This is a genomic window from Scandinavium tedordense, assembly GCF_024764965.1.
Lineage (GTDB): Bacteria > Pseudomonadota > Gammaproteobacteria > Enterobacterales > Enterobacteriaceae > Scandinavium > Scandinavium tedordense.
Genome location: NZ_JALIGG010000057.1, coordinates 659,427 through 679,114 on the forward strand (window position 1 = coordinate 659,427; position 19,688 = coordinate 679,114).

The 19,688-nt window shown below is 53.3% G+C and carries 16 protein-coding genes; 6 read left to right on the forward strand and 10 right to left on the reverse strand.

Translation table 11 applies throughout. The features are described 5' to 3' along the window. Positions 1-37 precede the first annotated feature (37 nt). From ldtD to MUU46_RS19095, 3 genes are all read left to right on the forward strand, one after another. Positions 38-1,846 carry a L,D-transpeptidase gene (gene ldtD / locus MUU46_RS19085; protein ID WP_159753703.1) on the forward strand — a complete coding sequence of 603 codons (1,809 nt, stop codon included), beginning with the start codon at positions 38-40 and terminating at the stop codon, positions 1,844-1,846. A gap of 179 nt (positions 1,847-2,025) precedes the next feature. Beyond that, entirely contained in the window at positions 2,026-2,577 is a 552-nt protein-coding gene (mepK, locus tag MUU46_RS19090) for a peptidoglycan L,D-endopeptidase MepK (RefSeq protein ID WP_166665188.1), read from the forward strand. A gap of 15 nt (positions 2,578-2,592) precedes the next feature. Continuing rightward, positions 2,593-3,240, forward strand: coding sequence for an MBL fold metallo-hydrolase (locus MUU46_RS19095; protein WP_159753700.1), 648 nt, complete (start codon positions 2,593-2,595; stop codon positions 3,238-3,240). 81 nt (positions 3,241-3,321) lie between these two features. Here the strand turns inward: MUU46_RS19095 and MUU46_RS19100 are convergent, their stop codons facing one another. The 4 genes from MUU46_RS19100 to pncB form a co-directional block, all read right to left on the reverse strand. Further along, positions 3,322-4,512 (reverse strand): amino acid aminotransferase, encoded by a 1,191-nt coding sequence (locus tag MUU46_RS19100; protein ID WP_159753697.1) that lies wholly within the window; start codon positions 4,510-4,512, stop codon positions 3,322-3,324. Between the two features lie 185 nt (positions 4,513-4,697). Next, positions 4,698-5,894 carry a porin gene (locus MUU46_RS19105; RefSeq protein ID WP_309582947.1) on the reverse strand — a complete coding sequence of 399 codons (1,197 nt, stop codon included), beginning with the start codon at positions 5,892-5,894 and terminating at the stop codon, positions 4,698-4,700. Between the two features lie 603 nt (positions 5,895-6,497). After that, positions 6,498-7,898: an asparagine--tRNA ligase gene (asnS, locus tag MUU46_RS19110; RefSeq protein ID WP_159753691.1), complete on the reverse strand. Its 1,401-nt coding sequence runs from the start codon at positions 7,896-7,898 to the stop codon at positions 6,498-6,500. A gap of 171 nt (positions 7,899-8,069) precedes the next feature. Next, a complete protein-coding gene (gene pncB, locus MUU46_RS19115) occupies positions 8,070-9,272 on the reverse strand; it encodes a nicotinate phosphoribosyltransferase (protein ID WP_258966362.1) in 1,203 nt (400 codons plus the stop codon). Positions 9,273-9,536: 264 nt separating this feature from the next. Here pncB and pepN point away from each other — a divergent pair, with 264 nt between their 5' ends. Then, positions 9,537-12,149 carry an aminopeptidase N gene (pepN, locus tag MUU46_RS19120; RefSeq protein ID WP_159753685.1) on the forward strand — a complete coding sequence of 871 codons (2,613 nt, stop codon included), beginning with the start codon at positions 9,537-9,539 and terminating at the stop codon, positions 12,147-12,149. A 67-nt stretch (positions 12,150-12,216) separates the two neighbouring features. On the opposite strand, the gene ssuB is transcribed toward pepN, so the two are convergent. From ssuB to ssuE, 5 genes are read right to left on the reverse strand one after another with little or no spacing between them, the layout of a single operon-like run. Continuing rightward, a complete protein-coding gene (gene ssuB, locus MUU46_RS19125; protein WP_159753682.1) occupies positions 12,217-12,996 on the reverse strand; it encodes an aliphatic sulfonates ABC transporter ATP-binding protein in 780 nt (259 codons plus the stop codon). Beyond that, on the reverse strand, positions 12,993-13,784 hold the full coding sequence (gene ssuC / locus MUU46_RS19130; protein ID WP_258966363.1) for an aliphatic sulfonate ABC transporter permease SsuC: 792 nt from the start codon (positions 13,782-13,784) through the stop codon (positions 12,993-12,995). Before ssuC ends, ssuB begins: the two co-directional genes overlap by 4 nt. A 9-nt stretch (positions 13,785-13,793) precedes the next feature. Beyond that, positions 13,794-14,939, reverse strand: a complete 1,146-nt coding sequence (gene ssuD / locus MUU46_RS19135; protein WP_258966364.1) for an FMNH2-dependent alkanesulfonate monooxygenase — start codon at positions 14,937-14,939, stop codon at positions 13,794-13,796. Further along, the gene (locus MUU46_RS19140; protein WP_445326604.1) at positions 14,936-15,925 is read right to left on the reverse strand and encodes a sulfonate ABC transporter substrate-binding protein; all 990 of its coding nucleotides are present in this window, start codon (positions 15,923-15,925) and stop codon (positions 14,936-14,938) included. The genes ssuD and MUU46_RS19140 overlap by 4 nt, the downstream gene beginning before the upstream one ends. Next, on the reverse strand, positions 15,918-16,493 hold the full coding sequence (ssuE, locus tag MUU46_RS19145; RefSeq protein WP_159753670.1) for an NADPH-dependent FMN reductase: 576 nt from the start codon (positions 16,491-16,493) through the stop codon (positions 15,918-15,920). The genes MUU46_RS19140 and ssuE overlap by 8 nt, the downstream gene beginning before the upstream one ends. 356 nt (positions 16,494-16,849) lie before the next feature. Here ssuE and pyrD point away from each other — a divergent pair, with 356 nt between their 5' ends. Then, positions 16,850-17,860, forward strand: a complete 1,011-nt coding sequence (gene pyrD, locus MUU46_RS19150) for a quinone-dependent dihydroorotate dehydrogenase (protein WP_159753667.1) — start codon at positions 16,850-16,852, stop codon at positions 17,858-17,860. 166 nt (positions 17,861-18,026) lie between these two features. After that, positions 18,027-18,569 carry a cell division protein ZapC gene (gene zapC, locus MUU46_RS19155; protein ID WP_159753664.1) on the forward strand — a complete coding sequence of 181 codons (543 nt, stop codon included), beginning with the start codon at positions 18,027-18,029 and terminating at the stop codon, positions 18,567-18,569. Here the strand turns inward: zapC and MUU46_RS19160 are convergent. Further along, complete coding sequence (locus tag MUU46_RS19160; protein ID WP_258966365.1) at positions 18,566-19,675, reverse strand: YcbX family protein; 1,110 nt, start codon at positions 19,673-19,675, stop codon at positions 18,566-18,568. The two genes, zapC and MUU46_RS19160, sit on opposite strands and share 4 nt — an antisense overlap. Between the last annotated feature and the right edge of the window lie 13 nt (positions 19,676-19,688).

Consider the following 19,688-nt stretch of genomic DNA (forward strand, 5'->3'; position numbering starts at 1 on the left):
GTCAGATGTGGGCAGCAATGAAAACAGGGGGCAAGGGATGTCACTCGATAAATCTAATGGTCGTCGGCTGTCAGCGCTGAGTTTTTGCCTGATGCTGGCATTTGCTCCGCTGTTTAGCGTTCAGGCCGACGAGCCTGATCTGATACCAACAGATAGTTCAGCTATGCCTGGTGATGCGTCACAGGCACTGACGCAGTCGGATGGGCAAGCGCCCGCCGTTGCGATGATGGCAGGTATTCAGCCGCTCCCGGAAGGCGCTGCGGCAAAAAGTCGGGCTGATATCCAGTCACTTTTGCCTGCCAGTTACACACCGATTTACATGAATCAGTTGGCGGCACTGTATGCCGCAAGAACGATGAAACCGATGTGGGAAAACCGCGATGCGGTGCAGGCGTTTCAGCAGCAGCTTGCTGAAGTGGCTATCGCCGGTTTCCAGCCACAGTTTACCCAATGGGTCGAACTGCTAACCGATCCGGCCGTCAGTGGGATGGCGCGTGATGTTGTGCTGTCAGACGCCATGATGGGCTATCTCCAGTTCATCAGCAGTATTCCTGTGCAGGGTAACCGTTGGCTGTACAGCGATAAACCGTACACTTTATCTACGCCACCGCTGTCAGTGATTAACCAGTGGCAGATGGCGTTGGATAATGGCCAGTTGCCGCTGTTTGTCGCAGGGCTGGCACCACAGCATCCGCAGTATGCGGCCATGCATCAGGCGTTGCTGACGCAGCTGACCGATTCACGTCCGTGGCCGCAATTAACCAGCACCAGCAAACTGTCTCCGGGTCAGTGGAGCAAAGATATTCCTGCGCTGCGTGAAATCCTGCAACGCACAGGGATGATGGACTCTACGCCAAATATCGCCCTGCCGGGGGATAACCCGGTGGTAAGTCCGTCCGCGATTCCTGCGAAGAAAGCCAAGGCCAACGGTACGGCTCCAGCGGTTTACGACCGACAGCTGGTGGACGCTGTGAAGCGTTTCCAGACCTGGCAAGGGCTGGGTGCTGATGGCGTTATCGGACCATCAACGCGTGACTGGCTGAACGTCAGTCCTGCACAGCGTGCGGGCGTGCTGGCGCTAAATATTCAGCGTCTTCGCCTGCTACCGGGCAAACTGTCTACCGGTATCATGGTGAATATTCCCGCCTATTCATTGGTGTATTACCTCGATGGGAATCAAGTTTTGGACTCGCGAGTGATTGTCGGTCGTCCCGATCGTAAAACACCGATGATGAGCAGCGCGTTAAACAACGTGGTGGTGAATCCCCCATGGAATGTACCGTCAACGCTCGCCCGCAAGGACATTCTACCGAAAGTCGCTAACGACCCCGGCTATCTGGACCGTCACGGTTACACCATGATGCGCGGCTGGAACAGCAAAGAAGCCATCAACCCGTATCAGGTCGACTGGTCGACGATCACGGCGACAAACCTGCCGTTCCGCTTCCAGCAGGCTCCGGGTGTACATAACTCATTGGGCCGCTATAAATTTAATATGCCGAGCTCCGATGCGATTTATCTACACGATACGCCGAACCACACGCTGTTCCAGAAGGACACTCGCGCACTGAGTTCCGGTTGCGTGCGCGTCAATAAAGCGTCTGAATTGGCCAACATGCTGTTACAGGATGCAGGCTGGAATGACACACGGATTTCGGATGCGCTGAAACAGGGTAATACGCGATATGTCAATATCCGCCAGAATATCCCGGTCAATCTCTACTATCTGACGGCGTTTGTTGGGGCGGATGGTCGGGCACAATATCGTACAGATATTTACAATTACGATCTCACCGCGCGATCTGGCGCACAAATTCTGCCAAAAGCGGAACAATTAATCAGGTAAATGAAGAAGTTCAGATAATTCAGGTGTCGTATAAATTAGCCAATATGGGCCAGTATCGCTACAGGCCCCGTATTGACTGGGGTTAGGGAGCCTTGACGTCGACGAGTGTGGCGGTTAAGGTGCCCTTCGTGCGCCAGAAGTGCATAAATAACGATCACTTACTTGTAGACCTGATTATCATGGACAAATTTGACGCTAATCGCCGCAAGTTGCTGGCGTTGGGTGGTGTTGCGCTAGGCGCAGCGGCCATCTTGCCTACGCCAGCATTTGCCACTCTCTCGACACCACGCCCGCGTATTTTGACGCTCAATAACCTGCACACCGGTGAGTCGCTCAAAGCGGAGTTTTTCGATGGCAGAGGCTATATTCAGGATGAATTAGCAAGACTCAACCATTTTTTCCGTGACTATCGCGCGAATAAAATGAAATCCATCGATCCAAAACTTTTTGATCATCTGTACCGTCTTCAGGGACTGTTGGGGACCAACAAGCCCGTGCAGCTTATTTCCGGTTATCGTTCACTCAATACCAACGATGAGTTGCGCGCGCACAGCCGCGGTGTAGCGAAACACAGCTATCACACCAAAGGCCAGGCGATGGATTTTCATATTGAAGGTGTTTCGTTAAGCAATATTCGCAAAGCTGCGTTATCTATGCGCGCAGGTGGTGTAGGATATTACCCACGTAGTAACTTTGTGCATATTGATACCGGGCCGGTGAGGACCTGGTAACGAAACAGGAGCATCATGAACTATCGTATTATTCCGGTTACGGCTTTCGCCCAGAACTGTTCACTCATCTGGTGTGAGCAGACCAAACTTGCCGCACTGGTGGATCCTGGCGGTGATGCTGAGCGTATCAAACAGGAAGTGGCTGCCGCAGGCGTAACGTTGATGCAGATTTTGCTGACCCATGGTCATCTTGATCACGTTGGCGCCGCCGCGGAGCTGGCACAACATTACGGTGTGCCGGTTATTGGACCGGAAAAAGAAGATGAGTTCTGGCTTCAGGGGCTACCAGCGCAGAGCAAAATGTTCGGTCTTGAAGACTGTCTGCCGCTCTCGCCAGACCGCTGGTTAAATGAAGACGATACCGTCAGCGTGGGTAACGTCAGCCTCAAAGTATTGCATTGTCCGGGCCATACGCCGGGTCATATTGTCTTTTTCGACGCAGTTTCGCAGCTGCTGATTTCAGGCGACGTGATCTTTAAAGGTGGAGTAGGGCGCAGCGATTTCCCGCGTGGCGACCATGGGCAGCTTATTGATTCGATTAAGCGCAAATTGTTACCGCTCGGCGATGCCGTCAGCTTTATTCCGGGCCACGGCCCGATGTCAACGCTCGGTCATGAGCGTGTACATAATCCTTTCCTACAGGATGAGATGCCTGTCTGGTAAATATAAAAAGCCGCGTTTGCGGCTTTTTTAATGCTCAAAACAAATAAAAAAGGCCGCTTTCGCAACCTTTTTTGGTCTGAATTACAGTACGGCGACGATGGCTTCGCATAGTGGGGCCATATTGTCTGGCGTCATGCCCGCGACGTTGACACGTCCGGATGCCACCGCATAAACACCAAACTCTTCACGCAGACGCAGGACCTGTTCTTTGGTCAGGCCGCTGAATGAGAACATGCCGTTCTGCTTGGTGATGAAGCTGAAATCACGGTCCGCACCTTTCTCGGCGAGGGTGTTTACGAACAGCAGGCGCATACGCTGAATGCGCTGACGCATGTCGGTCAGCTCTTGCTCCCAGATGGCGCGCAGCGCGTCATTACTGAGGATCGTTGCCACGACGGCGGCACCGTGAGCTGGTGGGTTAGAGTAGTTGGCGCGGATAACCGCTTTCATCTGGCTGAATGCGCGATCGACCGTTTCTGCATCCGCAGAAACGAGCGTGCAGGCGCCCACGCGTTCGTTATAGAGGCCAAAGTTTTTCGAGAAGGAACTCGCAACCAGTAGCTCTTTATGAACGGCGGCAAAAGCGCGCAGGCCTTCAGCATCTTCTTCCAGACCACGAGCAAAGCCCTGGTAAGCGAAGTCAAACAGCGGCAGCCAGCCTTTCTCGACGGACATTTTTGCCAGCTGTTCCCACTGTTCCAGCGTCGGATCGATCCCGGTTGGGTTGTGGCAGCAGCCGTGGAACAAAACCACGTCGCCCGCCTGAGCTTGATTCAGGCTAAGAATCAGGCTGTCAAAATCCAGAGCGTGTTGATTCGCGTCGTAGTAGCTGTATTCGCAGACTTCCAGCCCGGCGGAATTAAATACGCCTTTGTGGTTCGGCCAGCTTGGGTTGCTGACCCACACGCGTTTTACGTCAGTGTTTTTAGCGAGAAAATCCGCGGCTACGCGCAGCGCGCCGGTTCCACCTGGGGTCTGCGCCGTACGTGCACGCTTGTCAGCCACAATCGCACTGCCTTTCCCGAACAGCAGCTCCTGCGTGCAGCGGCCAAATTCAGGAATACCGTCAATGCCGAGGTAGTTCTTGGTGGTTTCATTTTCCAGCAGATAAAGTTCCGCTTTTTTTACGCTGGTCAGAACCGGTGTTTTACCGGTCTCATCTTTGTAAACACCAATCCCGAGGTTGATTTTCCCCGGGCGGTCATCGGCACGAAACAGATCGGCCAGGCCCAGAATAGGGTCGGCAGGGGCAGCGGTTATGTTCTCAAACATGACGAGGTTCCATTGTGGTTACTGAAGGGAAATCCGCTCTCAGGTTAACGGGAGAATGACGAAAAGCCAACCGTTTGCGAGAAAAAGCGAGTGGCTTTTTAAAAGTCACTATTATTTACTGCCAGCCATAAAAAAAACAGGGCCGAAGCCCTGTTTCTTAAGCATATAACAAAGTGGCGTACTGATTAGAACTGGTAAACGATACCTACAGCTGCCTGGTCGTCGGTAGCCTGACCAGATGCTTTAGAGTAATCGTTGTCGTTCAGCAGGTTGAATTTGTATGCTGCGTAGACGTTCATGTTCTTGTTGAAGTAGTACCATGAACCCACTTCGATGTATTTAACCAGGTCAGCATCGCCGCCGGAGAAGCTTGCATCACCCTTGGTACGGGCCAGCAGGTCTTTACCTTTGGACTGTACGTAACCGATGGATGGACGCAGGCCGAAATCGAACTGGTACTGAACCACGGCTTCGATGTTCTGAGTTTTGTTCGCGAAGTTGTTGTCTGGCTCGCGAGTCATGTTGGTGGTTTCAGCATACATCACAGCAGCGTAGACGTTGTTCGCGTCGTATTTGAATGCAGTAGACCATGCTTCAGCGCGGTCGCCGCCAGCACTTGCGTTACCGTAAACGGTACCGTTAGGAGCGGTGAAGGTGGCTGGATTAACCTGGTCGTTGGTGCGGTCAGCAGATTCATAACCTGCAGCTACGCTGAAGCCGTCCAGGAATGCGTACTGCACGGAGGTGCTGACGCCGTCGCCGTTTGCTTTCGCGCCGTTACCACCCAGAGTTACGTTATTTGCGGTGCCGTTGTTTTCGTCATAGTCGACGGTAACTGGGCTGCTGCGTTCGTTTTTACCCTGATATTGCAGGGCGAAGCTCAGGCCATCAACCAGACCGAAGAAATCGGTATTACGGTAGGTCAGAAGGCCAGTAGAACGACCGTTCATGAAGTTGTCGGTAGCCGCCCAAGAATCGCCGCCCCACTCAACCAGCATATCGGTGTATGCCGCTACGTCGTAGATTGCGCCGTAGTTACGACCGTAGTCGATAGAACCTGCATCACCAAATTTCAGACCGGCGAATGCCAGACGGGTAGCAGTACCCTGAGAACCTTCGACGTTAGACGCATTCAGGTTGTATTCCCACTGGCCGTAACCGGTGATCTGATCGTTGATCTGAGTTTCGCCTTTGAAACCGATACGAGCATAGGTGGTGTCAGAACTGTCGGTGTCGCCGTTGGTGGTCCAGATGTGTTCACCCACTGCTTTACCGTAGAAATCCAGTTTGTTGGCATTTTTGTTATAGATTTCTGCTGCGTTTGCCGCACCAGCTGCCAACAGGGCAGGGATAACCACTGCCAGGATATTGCGCTTCATCATTATTTATTACCCTCATTGGTTTTTTTATGGACACTTTCCACTACCGCCAATAGTTTTCGTCAATAAATATTTACGGAACTATTGATGAGAGTTTGGTGTCTTTCTGTGTCTGACAGGCATATTTCCATTCATGACAACGTTTCGCTAGCCTGAAAGTGCTACAAATATCGTAAATAAGTAACAAGAAGAAATAATGTGTAATAATTTGTGTAAAACGGGGAACTTTGTGAAGTATCTCAAACTTCCTTGCCTATCGCTTAATTAATCAGCTATCCCTTATATATCTATATGAAAAGCTTATCTTTAATTTTAATAAAGGTTTTTTATATATGAGAATGCTTCTCATCTTTATTTTTCTTATGTGTCAAAGTTAGCTTTTCGTGCGCGTTGCTGGTGGTTGTTTTGTATGCTAAGTACCAGGTATTTACTTAAGCGCAATCGAAGTGTTGTTGGAAATGTGTGCGGAATTATTACGAGACATGGGGTGTAACATTTTGGCCAGGGAAGGTGGTTGACCTTTATATTTGTAGAAACTTATTCACAGATCCTGACAAAGACAAAAAAAAGCCAGCTGAGAAGCTGGCTTTTGCACAAGGGAAAAATTTAGAAGCTGGCGTTACGTGGCGTTCGTGGGAACGCAATCACATCACGAACGTTCTGAACGCCGGTAACGTAGGCAATCAGACGCTCAAAACCAAGACCGAAACCGGAGTGCGGCACGGTGCCATAACGACGCAGGTCACGGTACCAGCTGTAGTCTTCTTTATTAAGACCCATTTCAGCCAAACGCGCATCAAGCACATCCAGACGTTCTTCACGCTGGGAGCCGCCGATGATTTCGCCGATACCCGGAGCCAGAACGTCCATTGCCGCCACAGTTTTACCGTCGTCGTTAAGGCGCATATAGAACGCCTTAATGTCTTTCGGGTAGTTTTTCACGACAACCGGAGCCTGGAAGTGTTTCTCAGCCAGATAACGTTCGTGCTCAGAAGACAGGTCCACGCCCCAGAAAACTGGGTTCTCAAAGGTTTGACCGCAGTTTTCCAGAATGGTGATCGCATCGGTGTAATCCACCTGCGCGAAGTCCGCTTCAACAAAACGCTCCAGGCGGTTGACGGCATCTTTATCAACGCGCTCGGCGAAGAATTTCATGTCATCGGCACGTTCTTCCAGCACCGCTTTGAAGACATACTTCAGCATCGCTTCAGCGAGTGCGGCGTTATCTTCCAGATCGGCAAAGGCGACTTCCGGCTCAAGCATCCAGAATTCCGCCAGGTGACGGCTGGTGTTTGAGTTTTCAGCACGGAAGGTTGGGCCAAAGGTGTAAATCTTGGACAGCGCACAGGCGTAAGTTTCGCCGTTCAGCTGACCAGATACGGTCAGGAACGCTTCACGACCAAAGAAGTCTTTGTCGTAATCCACTTTTCCCTGATCGTTACGTGGCAGGTTTTCCATATCCAGCGTAGATACGCGGAACATTTCACCTGCGCCTTCAGTATCAGAAGCAGTGATGAGTGGGGTAGATACCCAGAAATAACCCTGCTCATGGAAGAAACGGTGTAGCGCTTGCGCCAGGGTGTGACGTACGCGGGCGACGGCCCCAATCAGGTTGGTACGCGGACGCAGGTGCGCAACTTCACGAAGGTATTCGATGCTGTGGCGTTTGGCCGCCATCGGATAGGTATCCGGATCATCAACCCAGCCAGTCACTTCAACGTGGGACGCCTGAATTTCAAAACTCTGACCCTGACCCTGAGATGCTACCACTTTACCGGTGATAATCACGGAACAGCCGGTCGTCAGGCGCAACACTTCCTGATTGTAATTGGGCAGAGAATTATTGACGACGGCCTGTACAGGATCAAAGCAGGAACCGTCATAGACGGCGAGGAAGGAAAAGCCAGCTTTTGAATCTCGACGGGTACGCACCCATCCGCGCACGGTGACTTCGCTGTCAACGGCTACGCGGCCCTGGAGTACGTCGGCTACAGGCACAACGCTCATATTAATCTCTCTGTTAGTAGTCCAGAATAAAGTTATCTCTTTCCGCCCTTAATTAAGGGGGATCCCTATGTTACCTGTCATCTTTCATCAGACAAGAGGAATTCGCAGCGAGACGGGGAGAATTGAGAAAATAATAAGAAGAAGGGAGCCTTTCAGGCTCCCTGTTGCTGATTAACTGGCCTTTTTGATTTGGGGAAGATCGAAGGCTTTGCGTAAAGCGCGAACAAACGCCTTATCATGGCAGATGGTTTTGCCTGGGCTGTCGGACAGTTTGGCCACCGGCTTGCCGTTACATTCCACCAGTTTAATCACGATATTCAGCGGTTTCACCTGAGGGATGTCGCAGGTCAGGCGTGTGCCTATCCCAAAGCTCAAATTCACTCGCGACGAGAAGTGGCGATACAGCTCAACGGCCTTTTTCAGGTCGAGATTATCGGAGAACACCAGCATTTTGCTCATCGGATCAATACCGAGCTTCTGATAATGAGCGATGGCTTTTTCACCCCATTCCAGCGGATCCCCGGAGTCATGACGCAGTCCCTGATATCGTTCGGCAAACTCTGGGCCGAAGTCACGCAGGAAAGCATCCATGGTGATGCAGTCAGTCAGGGCAATCCGCAACTGGTCTGGATATTCTTCAAGCCAGGCCGCAAGCGCCACGCGCTGGCTGGTCGCCAGGTCTGGACTGATTTGCTGATGCGCCTGGAACCATTCGTGTGCCTGGGTGCCCATTGGGGTCAGTGACAGACGGCGTGCCAGGTCGTAATTACTGGTGCCGACAAACCACGATTCCTGCTGAAGACGTTCGACAATCGCCTGCTGCACTTCACGAGAGAAACGACGGCGGGTGCCAAAGTCCATCAGGCGGAAGCCAGACATATCGATATCCTGGGTAAGTTGATTGAAATCAACCAGCTTACGTTCCAGCGTTTCAAGTGCCAGCTCAACGCTGGCTTCAGGGGAACGATAGCGATGAACCAGCTCGCTAATTACCGCCAGCAGCGGAACTTCCCACATGATGACTTCACGCCATGGTCCTTCGAGGCGAATGTTTAATTTGCCATTATCATTACGAACGGTGACCTGCTGGGGGTTGTAGCGAAAATCACGCAGCCAGTCCAGGTAGTCCTGCTTAAAGAACGGTAGTCCGGACAACCACTGAAACTCGTCGTCCTGCAGTCGCAGCGATTGCATCGCTTCGATTTGTTCGCGGATGGCGTCTGCATAAATACCGAGCAGGTCATCACCGCGGCAGCGGAATTCTGCAGCCACCTGGACATCATAATAATGATGAAAGACGGCCTGCTGCATATGCAGCTTATAAGCATCTGTATCAAGCAGAGTCTGCAGAACAGGAGAAGCGAATTGTGTCATGGTGCGCAATAGCATCCTCATAAAGGAGCGTTTAGTACAATAAACAACGGCTGAAACCGCAGGAGTATACCTTGTTTATCGAATTATTGAACCCCGATCACAACACAAGGTGTTTGACAGGTCGAGGGCAAAACGTGCCGCGTGTTACCGATATGTAGCAATTTGCGTGTTTCCTCCTGAAAAGATGAACATTCTGCGTAGCGTGAAAGTGACAACAGGAATAGACTGGACCGGACACTTTACAAAAGATGCTAAAGGTTTTTTATGACACAACAGCCCCAAGCCAAATACCGCCACGACTATCGTGCGCCGGAATACCTGATCAGCGATATCGACCTGACCTTTGACCTGGATGCCGCAAAAACCATCGTGACTGCAGAAAGCCAGATTACTCGTCACGCTGCGTCTGCCACGCCGCTGCGCCTCAATGGTGAAGATTTAACGCTGATTTCACTGCACGTGAACGACCAGCCGTGGAGTGATTATAAAGAAGAAAACAATCAGCTAGTGATTGACGGATTGCCGGAGCGTTTCACGTTACGCATCGTTAATGAAATCAGCCCGGCGGCGAACACTGCGCTGGAAGGCCTGTATCAGTCGGGTGAAGCGCTTTGTACGCAGTGTGAAGCGGAAGGGTTCCGTCACATCACCTGGTATCTGGACCGCCCGGACGTGCTGGCGCGTTTTACCACCAAAATCATCGCGGATAAAACCAAATATCCATACCTGCTCTCCAACGGCAACCGCGTTGCGCAGGGCGAACTGGAAAACGGCCGTCACTGGGTACAGTGGCAGGATCCATTCCCGAAACCGTGCTACCTGTTTGCGTTAGTGGCCGGTGATTTCGATGTATTGCGCGATAAATACATCACCCGTTCGGGTCGTGAAGTGGCACTGGAACTGTTCGTCGATCGCGGCAATCTGGATCGCGCGCCGTGGGCGATGACCTCGCTGCAAAATTCCATGAAATGGGACGAAGACCGTTTCGGCCTCGAATACGATCTCGACATCTATATGATTGTCGCCGTCGACTTCTTCAACATGGGCGCAATGGAAAACAAAGGCCTGAACGTCTTTAACTCTAAATACGTTCTGGCGCGCACCGATACCGCCACAGATAAAGATTATCTCGATATCGAACGTGTGATCGGCCATGAATACTTCCACAACTGGACCGGTAACCGCGTGACCTGCCGCGACTGGTTCCAGCTGAGCCTGAAAGAAGGCTTAACGGTGTTCCGCGATCAAGAGTTCAGCTCAGATCTCGGTTCACGTGCGGTAAACCGCATCAGTAATGTCCGCACCATGCGCGGGATGCAGTTCGCCGAAGACGCCAGCCCAATGGCGCACCCGATCCGTCCGGATATGGTTATCGAGATGAACAACTTCTATACCCTGACGGTGTACGAAAAGGGTTCAGAAGTGATCCGTATGCTGCACACCTTGCTTGGCGAAGCGAATTTCCAGAAAGGGATGCAGCTTTACTTTGAGCGTCACGATGGCAGCGCGGCCACCTGTGACGATTTCGTGCAGGCGATGGAAGATGCGTCCAACGTCGATCTCTCGCATTTCCGCCGCTGGTACAGCCAGTCCGGTACGCCGGTGGTGACCGTGCATGACGACTACAACCCGGAAACAGAGCAGTACACGCTGACCATCAAACAGCACACGCCGCCAACCTCTGAACAGCAGGAAAAGCTGCCGCTGCATATTCCGTTCGACATTGAACTGTATGACAACGAAGGCAAGGTGATCCCGCTGCAGAAGGGCGGTCACCCAGTGCATAATGTGCTGAATGTGACCCAAGCCGAGCAGACGTTTATCTTTGATAATGTCTACTTCCAGCCAGTGCCGTCGCTGCTGCGCGAGTTCTCCGCACCGGTAAAACTGGAATATAAATGGAGCGATCAGCAGCTAACGTTCCTGATGCGTCACGCGCGTAACGATTTCTCTCGTTGGGATGCGGCGCAGAGTCTGCTTGCGACTTACATTAAGCTGAATGTGAACCGTCATCAGCAGCGTCAGCCGCTGTCTCTGCCGGTACATGTGGCTGATGCATTCCGTGCAATTTTGCTGGATGAGAAAATTGATCCGGCGCTGGCGGCAGAAATCCTCACGCTGCCATCGGTGAATGAAATTGCCGAACTGTTCGACATCATCGATCCCGTTGCCATTGCGACGGTGCGCGAAGCGTTGACCCGTACGCTGGCGAAAGAGTTGGCAGACGAGTTCCTCGCGGTCTACAACGTCAATAAACTCGATGCTTATCGCGTAGAGCACGCCGACATCGGCAAGCGTTCACTGCGTAATACCTGTCTGCGTTACCTGGCGTTTGACGATGCAGAGCTGGCTGATAAGCTGGTGATTCATCAGTATCATCACGCTGACAACATGACCGATGCTCTGGCGGCGTTGGCGGCGGCTGTTGCCGCTCAGTTGCCATGCCGTGACGCGCTGATGCAGGAATACGACGACAAATGGCATCACGATGGCCTGGTCATGGACAAATGGTTCATTCTGCAGTCCACAAGCCCGGCAGGTGACGTACTGAAAACCGTGCGCAGCCTGCTGAAACACCGTTCGTTTACCCTGAGCAACCCGAACCGAATCCGTTCACTGATTGGTGCCTTTGCGATGAGCAACCCGGCAGCGTTCCATGCGGAAGACGGCAGCGGCTACCAGTTCTTGGCCGAAATGCTGACCGAACTGAACAGCCGTAACCCGCAGGTGGCGTCGCGTCTGATTGAGCCATTGATCCGTCTGAAGCGTTACGATGCAGCGCGTCAGGAAAAAATGCGTGCTGTGCTGGAACAGCTGAAAGGTCTGGAGAATCTGTCCGGCGATCTGTTCGAGAAAATCACCAAAGCGTTAGCGTAATAGCTGGCTTTTCCCCTCTCCCTCGGGAGAGGGGAATGCCTGTGTCTCTCCCCCCGGGGAGAGGGCATCAGGCATTCGCCGATGCCAATCGCTGTACCAACGGCTCCGATCCCCCACGTTTCATCACCCGGTGCAACACCTCTGCTTCCAACTCCGCCAGACGCACCGACCCTTTCCGGCGCGGGCGCGGAAGATCAACCGTCAAATCCAGCCCAATTTTCCCGTCCTCAATCAGCAGCACCCGGTCGGCCATCGCCACGGCCTCGCTGACATCGTGCGTCACCAGCAACACGGTGAACCCTTGCGACAGCCACAGCGACGCGATCAAATCCTGCATTTCCAGACGGGTCAGCGCATCAAGCGCACCGAGCGGTTCATCCAGCAGCAATAATCCCGGGCGATGAATCAGCGCTCGCGCCAGGGCCACGCGCTGCTTTTGTCCGCCAGAAAGAGCCGCGGGCCACTCACTGGCGCGGTTTTCCAGACCCACTGCCGCGAGTGCATCCAGCGCCGCGTCACGCCATTTTCCTTTCAGCCCTAAACCGACGTTATCGATGACCGTTTTCCAGGGCAAGAGACGCGCATCCTGAAACATCATGCGCGTCTCTTGCTGGCTGGCGGCCAGTGGACCGTTGCCCGCCAGCAGTTCGCCCGCATTGGGTTTTTCCAGCCCGGCGAGCAAGCGCAGGAGCGTACTTTTCCCGCCGCCACTGCGTCCGACCACGGCCACAAACTGTCCGGCCGGAATGTGGAGATTGAGTTCATTGAGCACCGTATTGTTGCCGTAGCGTTTACCAATATTGTTCAGCAACAGCGGAATGCCTGGATTCAGACGAGCCGTATTCATACGGAAATCTCCTTCAATTGGTAAGTCGGATTCCAGCGCAGCCAGACGCGTTCCAGTAGTTGTGCGCTGACATCCGCCAGTTTACCTAGCAGGGCATAAAGAATAATGGCGACCACGACGACATCGGTTTGCAGGAATTCGCGGGCGTTCATCGCAAGATAGCCAATCCCGGCGTTGGCGGAAATCGTCTCCGCGACAATCAGCGTCAGCCACATCAGGCCCAACGCAAAGCGCACGCCGACCATAATAGAGGGCAGGGCGCCGGGCAGAATAACGTGCCAGAACAGAGCCGGGCCAGATAATCCGTAGCTGCGCGCCATTTCAACCAGCCCTTGGTCAATACTGCGGATCCCATGCCAGGTATTGATATAAATCGGGAACAGCGTGCCGAGGGCAACGAGGAAAATCTTGGCGCTTTCATCGATACCAAACCATAAAATAACCAGCGGGATAAGCGCCAGATGCGGCACATTGCGCAGCATTTGGATCGACGTATCGAGCAGACGTTCTCCCCAGCGCGACAACCCGCTGATAAGCCCCAGAAGCAAGCCAATCGAGCCGCCGATAGAGAAACCAACCAATGCCCGCCACGAGCTGATCGCCAGGTGCTGCCACAGTTCGCCACTGGCTGAAAGCGACCAGAACGCTTTGATGACGCCTTCGGGCGACGGCAGAATGCGGGTCGAAAGCCAGCCTGTCACCGAGGCGATTTGCCAGAGGATGACGATGCCCACCGGCAGCAGCCAGGGGGCAACGCGGAGCAACCACTTATTTGCAGGCGTTGCCATAGACACTCCTTAACTCTGCGCGACTTTGCGCGGTAAAAATTCGTTGGCGACGGCCTCGCCCTGCAACCGCAATGCCGGCGGCTGAGGGATTTCCGGGATGGCGACGTCCAGGTGTGGGAACAGCAGTTCACCCACTTTGTAAGCCTCTTCCAGATGCGGATACCCGGAAAGCACAAAGCTGTCGATGCCCAGCGCCGCATATTCATTAATACGCGCCGCCACGGTTGGGCCATCGCCTACCAGCGCTGTACCCGCGCCGCCGCGAACCAGACCTACGCCCGCCCACAGGTTAGGACTGATTTCGAGCTTGTCTCGCTGTCCACCGTGCAGAGCGGCCATCCGCTGCTGGCCAACGGAGTCGGTGCGGGCAAATGCCGCCTGCGCTTTGGCGATGGTGTCATCATCGAGGCGGGAAATGAGTCGGTTTGCAGCCTCCCAGGCTTCGGCATTGGTTTCGCGCACAATCACGTGCAGACGAATACCGAAGCGCACTTTACGCCCGTGTTTAGCGGCCTTCGCGCGGACCTGGGCTATCTTATCTTTTACCTGTGCAGGCGGTTCACCCCAGGTCAGATACAGGTCAACCTGCTCGGCTGCCAGATTCTGTGCTACGTCCGACGATCCGCCAAAATAGAGTGGAGGACGCGGCTGTTGAACCGGGGAAAACAGCAATTTGGCGCCGCGCACTTTTTGATATTTTCCGTCAAAATCGACGGTTTCGCCTTCCAGCAGGCGCCGCCAGATATGCGTAAATTCAGCGGAGGCTTCATAGCGCTCGGTGTGATCGAGGAAAACGCCGTCCGCCGCTAATTCCTGTGGATCGCTGCCGGTTACCAGGTTAAACAGTGCGCGTCCATTAGATAATCTGTCCAGCGTCGCAGCCTGACGGGCAGCGACGGTAGGGGAAATCACGCTTGGGCGAAGGGCGACCAGAAATTTGAGCCGTTGCGTGACCGGGATCATCGACGCCGCAACCAGCCAGGCATCTTCACAGGAGCGACCGGTCGGGATCAGAACGCCGGTGAAGCCGAGTCGGTCTGCGGTCTGGGCTATCTGCTGGAGATAACCATGATCGACCGGACGGGCATTATCGTCGCTGCCAAGATAGTGGCCGTCGCCGTGCGTCGGTAAAAACCAGAACATATTCAGGCTCATGATTTAGCTCCTTGTTGGGCTGCTGAAGGCTGAGAAGTGGGCTGCCAAATGCGGCTTTTGATGTCGACTTTTTTCGGCACCAGGTGATTTTCATAAAACAGATCGGCGGTGTCCTGCTGGCGACGGGCGGTCTCTTCGCTGACCGGACCGATGGCGGTGGGTGGGCGATGATTGAGATAGCTGGCAATCACCGCTTCCGGCAGGCCCATTGTTTTCGCTAGCAGCTCGGTACTTTGCTGACGCTGGCTAATCGTCAGCGCATCGGCCTGACTAAATGTGTCGAGAATGCCTTCTATAAAGCTACCGTTTTTCTCAGCGTAAGGGCGCGAGGCTAAATAGAAGGAGCCGGTTTGCTTCAGCTCGCTGCCATCAGCCAGGACTCGCACGCCGCCGTGCAATAACGCGGCAGAATAGTACGGGTCCCAAATGGTCCAGGCGTCTACGTCCCCTTGCTGAAATGCCGCGCGGGCATCGGCGGGAGTCAGCCAGATGGGTTGAATATCCGTAAATTTCAGGCCCGCCTGCTGTAATGCACGCAGCAAGAGGTTGTGTGAACTGGAGCCTTTCTGTAACGCCACTTTATGGCCTTTCAAATCGGCAACGGTTTTGATCGGGCTGTTTTCCGGCACCAGAATCACTTCCGCTTTCGGCTTCGGCGGTTCGACGCCGACATAAACTAAATCTGCTCCTGCGGCTTGTGCGAAAATAGGCGGAATGTCGCCGGTGCTGCCCAAATCAATGCTGCCCACGTTTAGCGCTTCGAGCATTTGCGGACCGGCAGGAAATTCCACCCACGAGAATTTGGTGTTCGGGTAACGTTTTTCCAGAAGCTGGTGGCTTTTCGCCAGCACCATGCTGATGCTGCCTTTCTGATAGCCGATGCGCAGTGCGTCCGGCGCAGGTTCTGCCGCGTGGCTCCAGGCCGAAAGGGTCAGCAGCCCGGTCAGCGCCAGGCTGCGAATACGTGGGCGAAACAGATTAAACATGGGCGACTCCTTGCGGAAGATGGAAGGCCGGAACGCGGATGTCGCGGCGGTGTAGCGCTTGCCAGAAGGTTTCCAGCGCGCTATCGAGGCGTTTTTGCAGATTTGGGCTGAACTGCGGCTTGTGCTGATAATCCTGAACCTGGCTGTCATCGGCGAAAACGCCGTGCAGTATTTCCTGTGCTTTCAGGGCATTGAGCACGGGTTTCAGGGCGTAATCCACCGCCAGCATGTGCGCCACGGTGCCGCCGGTGGCCAGCGGCAGAACGACTTTGCCTTCCAGCGCACGTTCCGGTAACAGGTCCAGCAGAGTTTTTAACGCGCCAGAAAAAGAGGCTTTATAAACCGGGGTGGCGACAATCAGGCCGTCCGCCTGCGCCAGTTGTTCAATAAGCGCCAACAGAGCAGGGCTGTCAAAGCGCGCATAGAGCAAATCTTCCGGTTCGAAATTCTGCAAATGCCAGTGACATACTTCGATGTCTACCCGGGAGAGGGTCTCTCTGGCATATTCCAGCAGCGCGCTGGAACGTGAAGGAAAACGCGGGCTGCCCGCTAGTGTAATGACACGCATAATCTCTCCTTATATCCCCGTCATACTTCAATCTGCAGGTGCGTTGGCTGCACTCTCTCACCCCAGTCACTTACTCAAGTAAGCTCCTGGGGATTCGTTCTTTTGCCGCCTTCCGGCAACTTGAATTATTTCGGGTATAAATATTTTCATTTATTTAACATTGATAACATTTGTCTGGAGTGTGTCAGAGGCAGGCGCGTTCGCTAAATGATTTTTCCGGCACTGGATTGCCAAAAACTGCAATTAAGTAAACGTTTGCGCTTTTTGAGGCATTTTTTGCGACAGGTCAATTCCCTTTCGGCGGCTGATCGAACATAATACGCCCCCGGTTTGCTACCGGGAATCCAGGAGAGTTCATGTACTACCCCTTCGTTCGTAAAGCCCTTTTCCAGCTCGATCCTGAGCGCGCTCATGAAGTCACGTTTCAACAATTACGCCGTGTAACAGGCACACCATTCGAAGCGCTTGTGCGCCAGAAAGTGCCATCAAAACCGGTCACCTGCATGGGGCTGACGTTTAAAAACCCTCTGGGTTTAGCCGCCGGACTTGATAAGAACGGGGAGTGCATTGATGCACTCGGCGCGATGGGCTTCGGCTCGATTGAAGTCGGTACCGTCACACCGCGTCCACAGCCAGGGAACGACAAACCAAGGATCTTCCGTCTGGTCGACGCCGAAGGTCTGATCAACCGCATGGGCTTTAATAACCTGGGCGTTGATAACCTGGTTGAGAACGTTAAAAAATCCCATTTCGACGGGATCCTCGGTATTAATATTGGCAAAAATAAAGACACGCCAGTTGAGCAAGGTAAAGATGACTATCTGATTTGTATGGAAAAAGTCTACGCTTATGCCGGTTATATCGCGGTCAATATTTCGTCGCCGAATACCCCGGGTCTGCGTACGCTGCAATATGGTGAAGCGCTGGATGATTTGTTGGCAGCGATTAAAAATAAGCAAAATGAACTGCAATCTGTTCACCACAAATATGTTCCAGTGGCGGTTAAGATCGCCCCGGATCTTTCGCCTGAAGAATTGATCCAGGTGGCCGACAGTTTAGTTCGCCATAATATCGATGGTGTTATTGCAACCAATACCACACTCGACCGAACGCTTGTCCAGGGAATGAAACACTGTGACGAAACAGGCGGTTTAAGTGGTCGTCCATTGCAGTTAAAAAGTACGGAAATTATTCGAATGCTCTCTGCCGAATTAAAAGGTCATTTACCTATAATTGGTGTGGGGGGGATTGATTCGGTGATGGCCGCGCGTGAGAAGGTGGCTGCTGGGGCAACGCTTGTTCAGATCTATTCCGGGTTTATTTTTAAAGGCCCGCCTCTGATTAAAGAAATCGTTACCCACCTCTAATCTTCATTGTGCAATTTACAACCAGGGCTTTATTTCCTGCCCTGGTTGTTTTATATTCCACAAATGTTGCTAATTTAAACGTTATGGTCTTTTCTTAATTCAGGCAAATTAACGAAACGGGATTATTCTTTAAGGCAAAGGATGCTTATGAGGGCGGGGAACAGAAATGCGAATTAAACCTGACGATAACTGGCGTTGGTATTTTGATGAAGAGCACGATCGTATGATGCTCGATTTAGCCAATGGTATGTTGTTTCGTTCACGTTTCGCCCGTCGGATGCTGACACCGGATGCCTTTGATCCTACAGGCTTTTGTGTTGACGATGCCGCGCTCTATTTCTCGTTTGAAGACAGATGTCGTGACCTGGAATTAACCAAAGAACACCGCGCAGAGCTTATTCTCAATGCGCTGGTCGCCATCCGTTTCCTCAAACCGCAGATGCCAAAAAGCTGGCACTTTGTCGCGCACGGAGAGAACTGGCAGCCGGTGACCGGCGACGCCGCAGCGGTCTGGCTGAGCGACAGCGGTGAGCGTGTGAATCTGCTGGTGGTTGAGCCGGGTGATAACGCAGCGCTTTGCCTGCTGGCACAGCCGGGGTTGATGTTAGCCGGTCGTACCATGCAGTTAGGCGATGCGATTAAAGTGATGAATGACCGCCTCCAGCCACAGCCGCTGTCGGCTGCACAGGCTTACGGTCAGGCGGTTTAACGCGAAAGGCGCAGCGCGGTTTTTGGAACGCAGCTGCAGCAAAGAATGGTGCCATCTTCAGAGACTGCACTTTTCTTCATCGGGCTGACTTCCCCTTCGACCAGCGTTACGCGGCAACTCCCGCATATTCCGGCCCGGCAAGAGTAGGGCACGCGGATCCCCTGTTGTTCCAGCTGTTCCAGTAAAACCTGCTGATTGTTTCCTTTGAAGACGTCGCCCTCCCAGTCAATGTCGACCACGGCATCCTGCGTGACGTTCACGTCCAGCGTTTCTTCCGCTTCGCCCGCACCGTACGTTTTACCCGGTCCGGTTGAGAGGATTTCTACCTCATCGCCTACGCGAACCACGCCGCTGTTGCGGGCAATCAAGTTTTGACCGAAATCGACATCACCGTTGTCCTGCGCTGTGCGGAAGGTTTGCAGTGTGGCTAATGGTTCACCGGAAGGGTGCTTTTGGCCTTTAGTGGGGCTGACGGTGGTAAAAATACAGCGGCTGCAGGGTTTCACGACGTCAAAGACCACGTCGCCGATACGCACCACTTTCCAGGAGTCTTCTTCCCATGGCTGCGTGCCGGTCACCACCAGATTGGGGCGAAACTGCTCCATCTGCACGCTGGCAGAGCAGCGATTTTGCAGGTCTCTCAATGAGGCTTCGGTCGTCAGTAAATAGGGGAAACCGTCGGCGAAAGAGAGCGGGACTGCCTCATGACGTTTGACGCGACGGGTCGGTTGTTGCCCCACCCAGCGTAACTGGACATCACGTTTAAAGAATCCTGATAACCACTGGTTTATGCCAGCAGGTGCAATCCGCGCGGTAAAGTGAGCACTCCAGACCTGGGTGGGGGCGCTTTCTGTTGCGAAGTCCGCAAAGCGTACAATCGCCGAGCTGCCATCTGGTGCGGTGAGGTGTAAACCTTCGTGAGTCGGTACCGGGGTGAAGCGCACCATCTGCGGATACTGGCGAGCGGTAATGAATGTGCCGTCCGGCTCGGTAACCATAAAAATACGGTCAAATGCCATGCCGCTGATGTCGGCCAGCGCATGTGTGACACCGATCCCACGCATTGATTTTACAGGATGAATATAGAGCCGTGATAGCGTCGGCATTTCGTTATCCCTC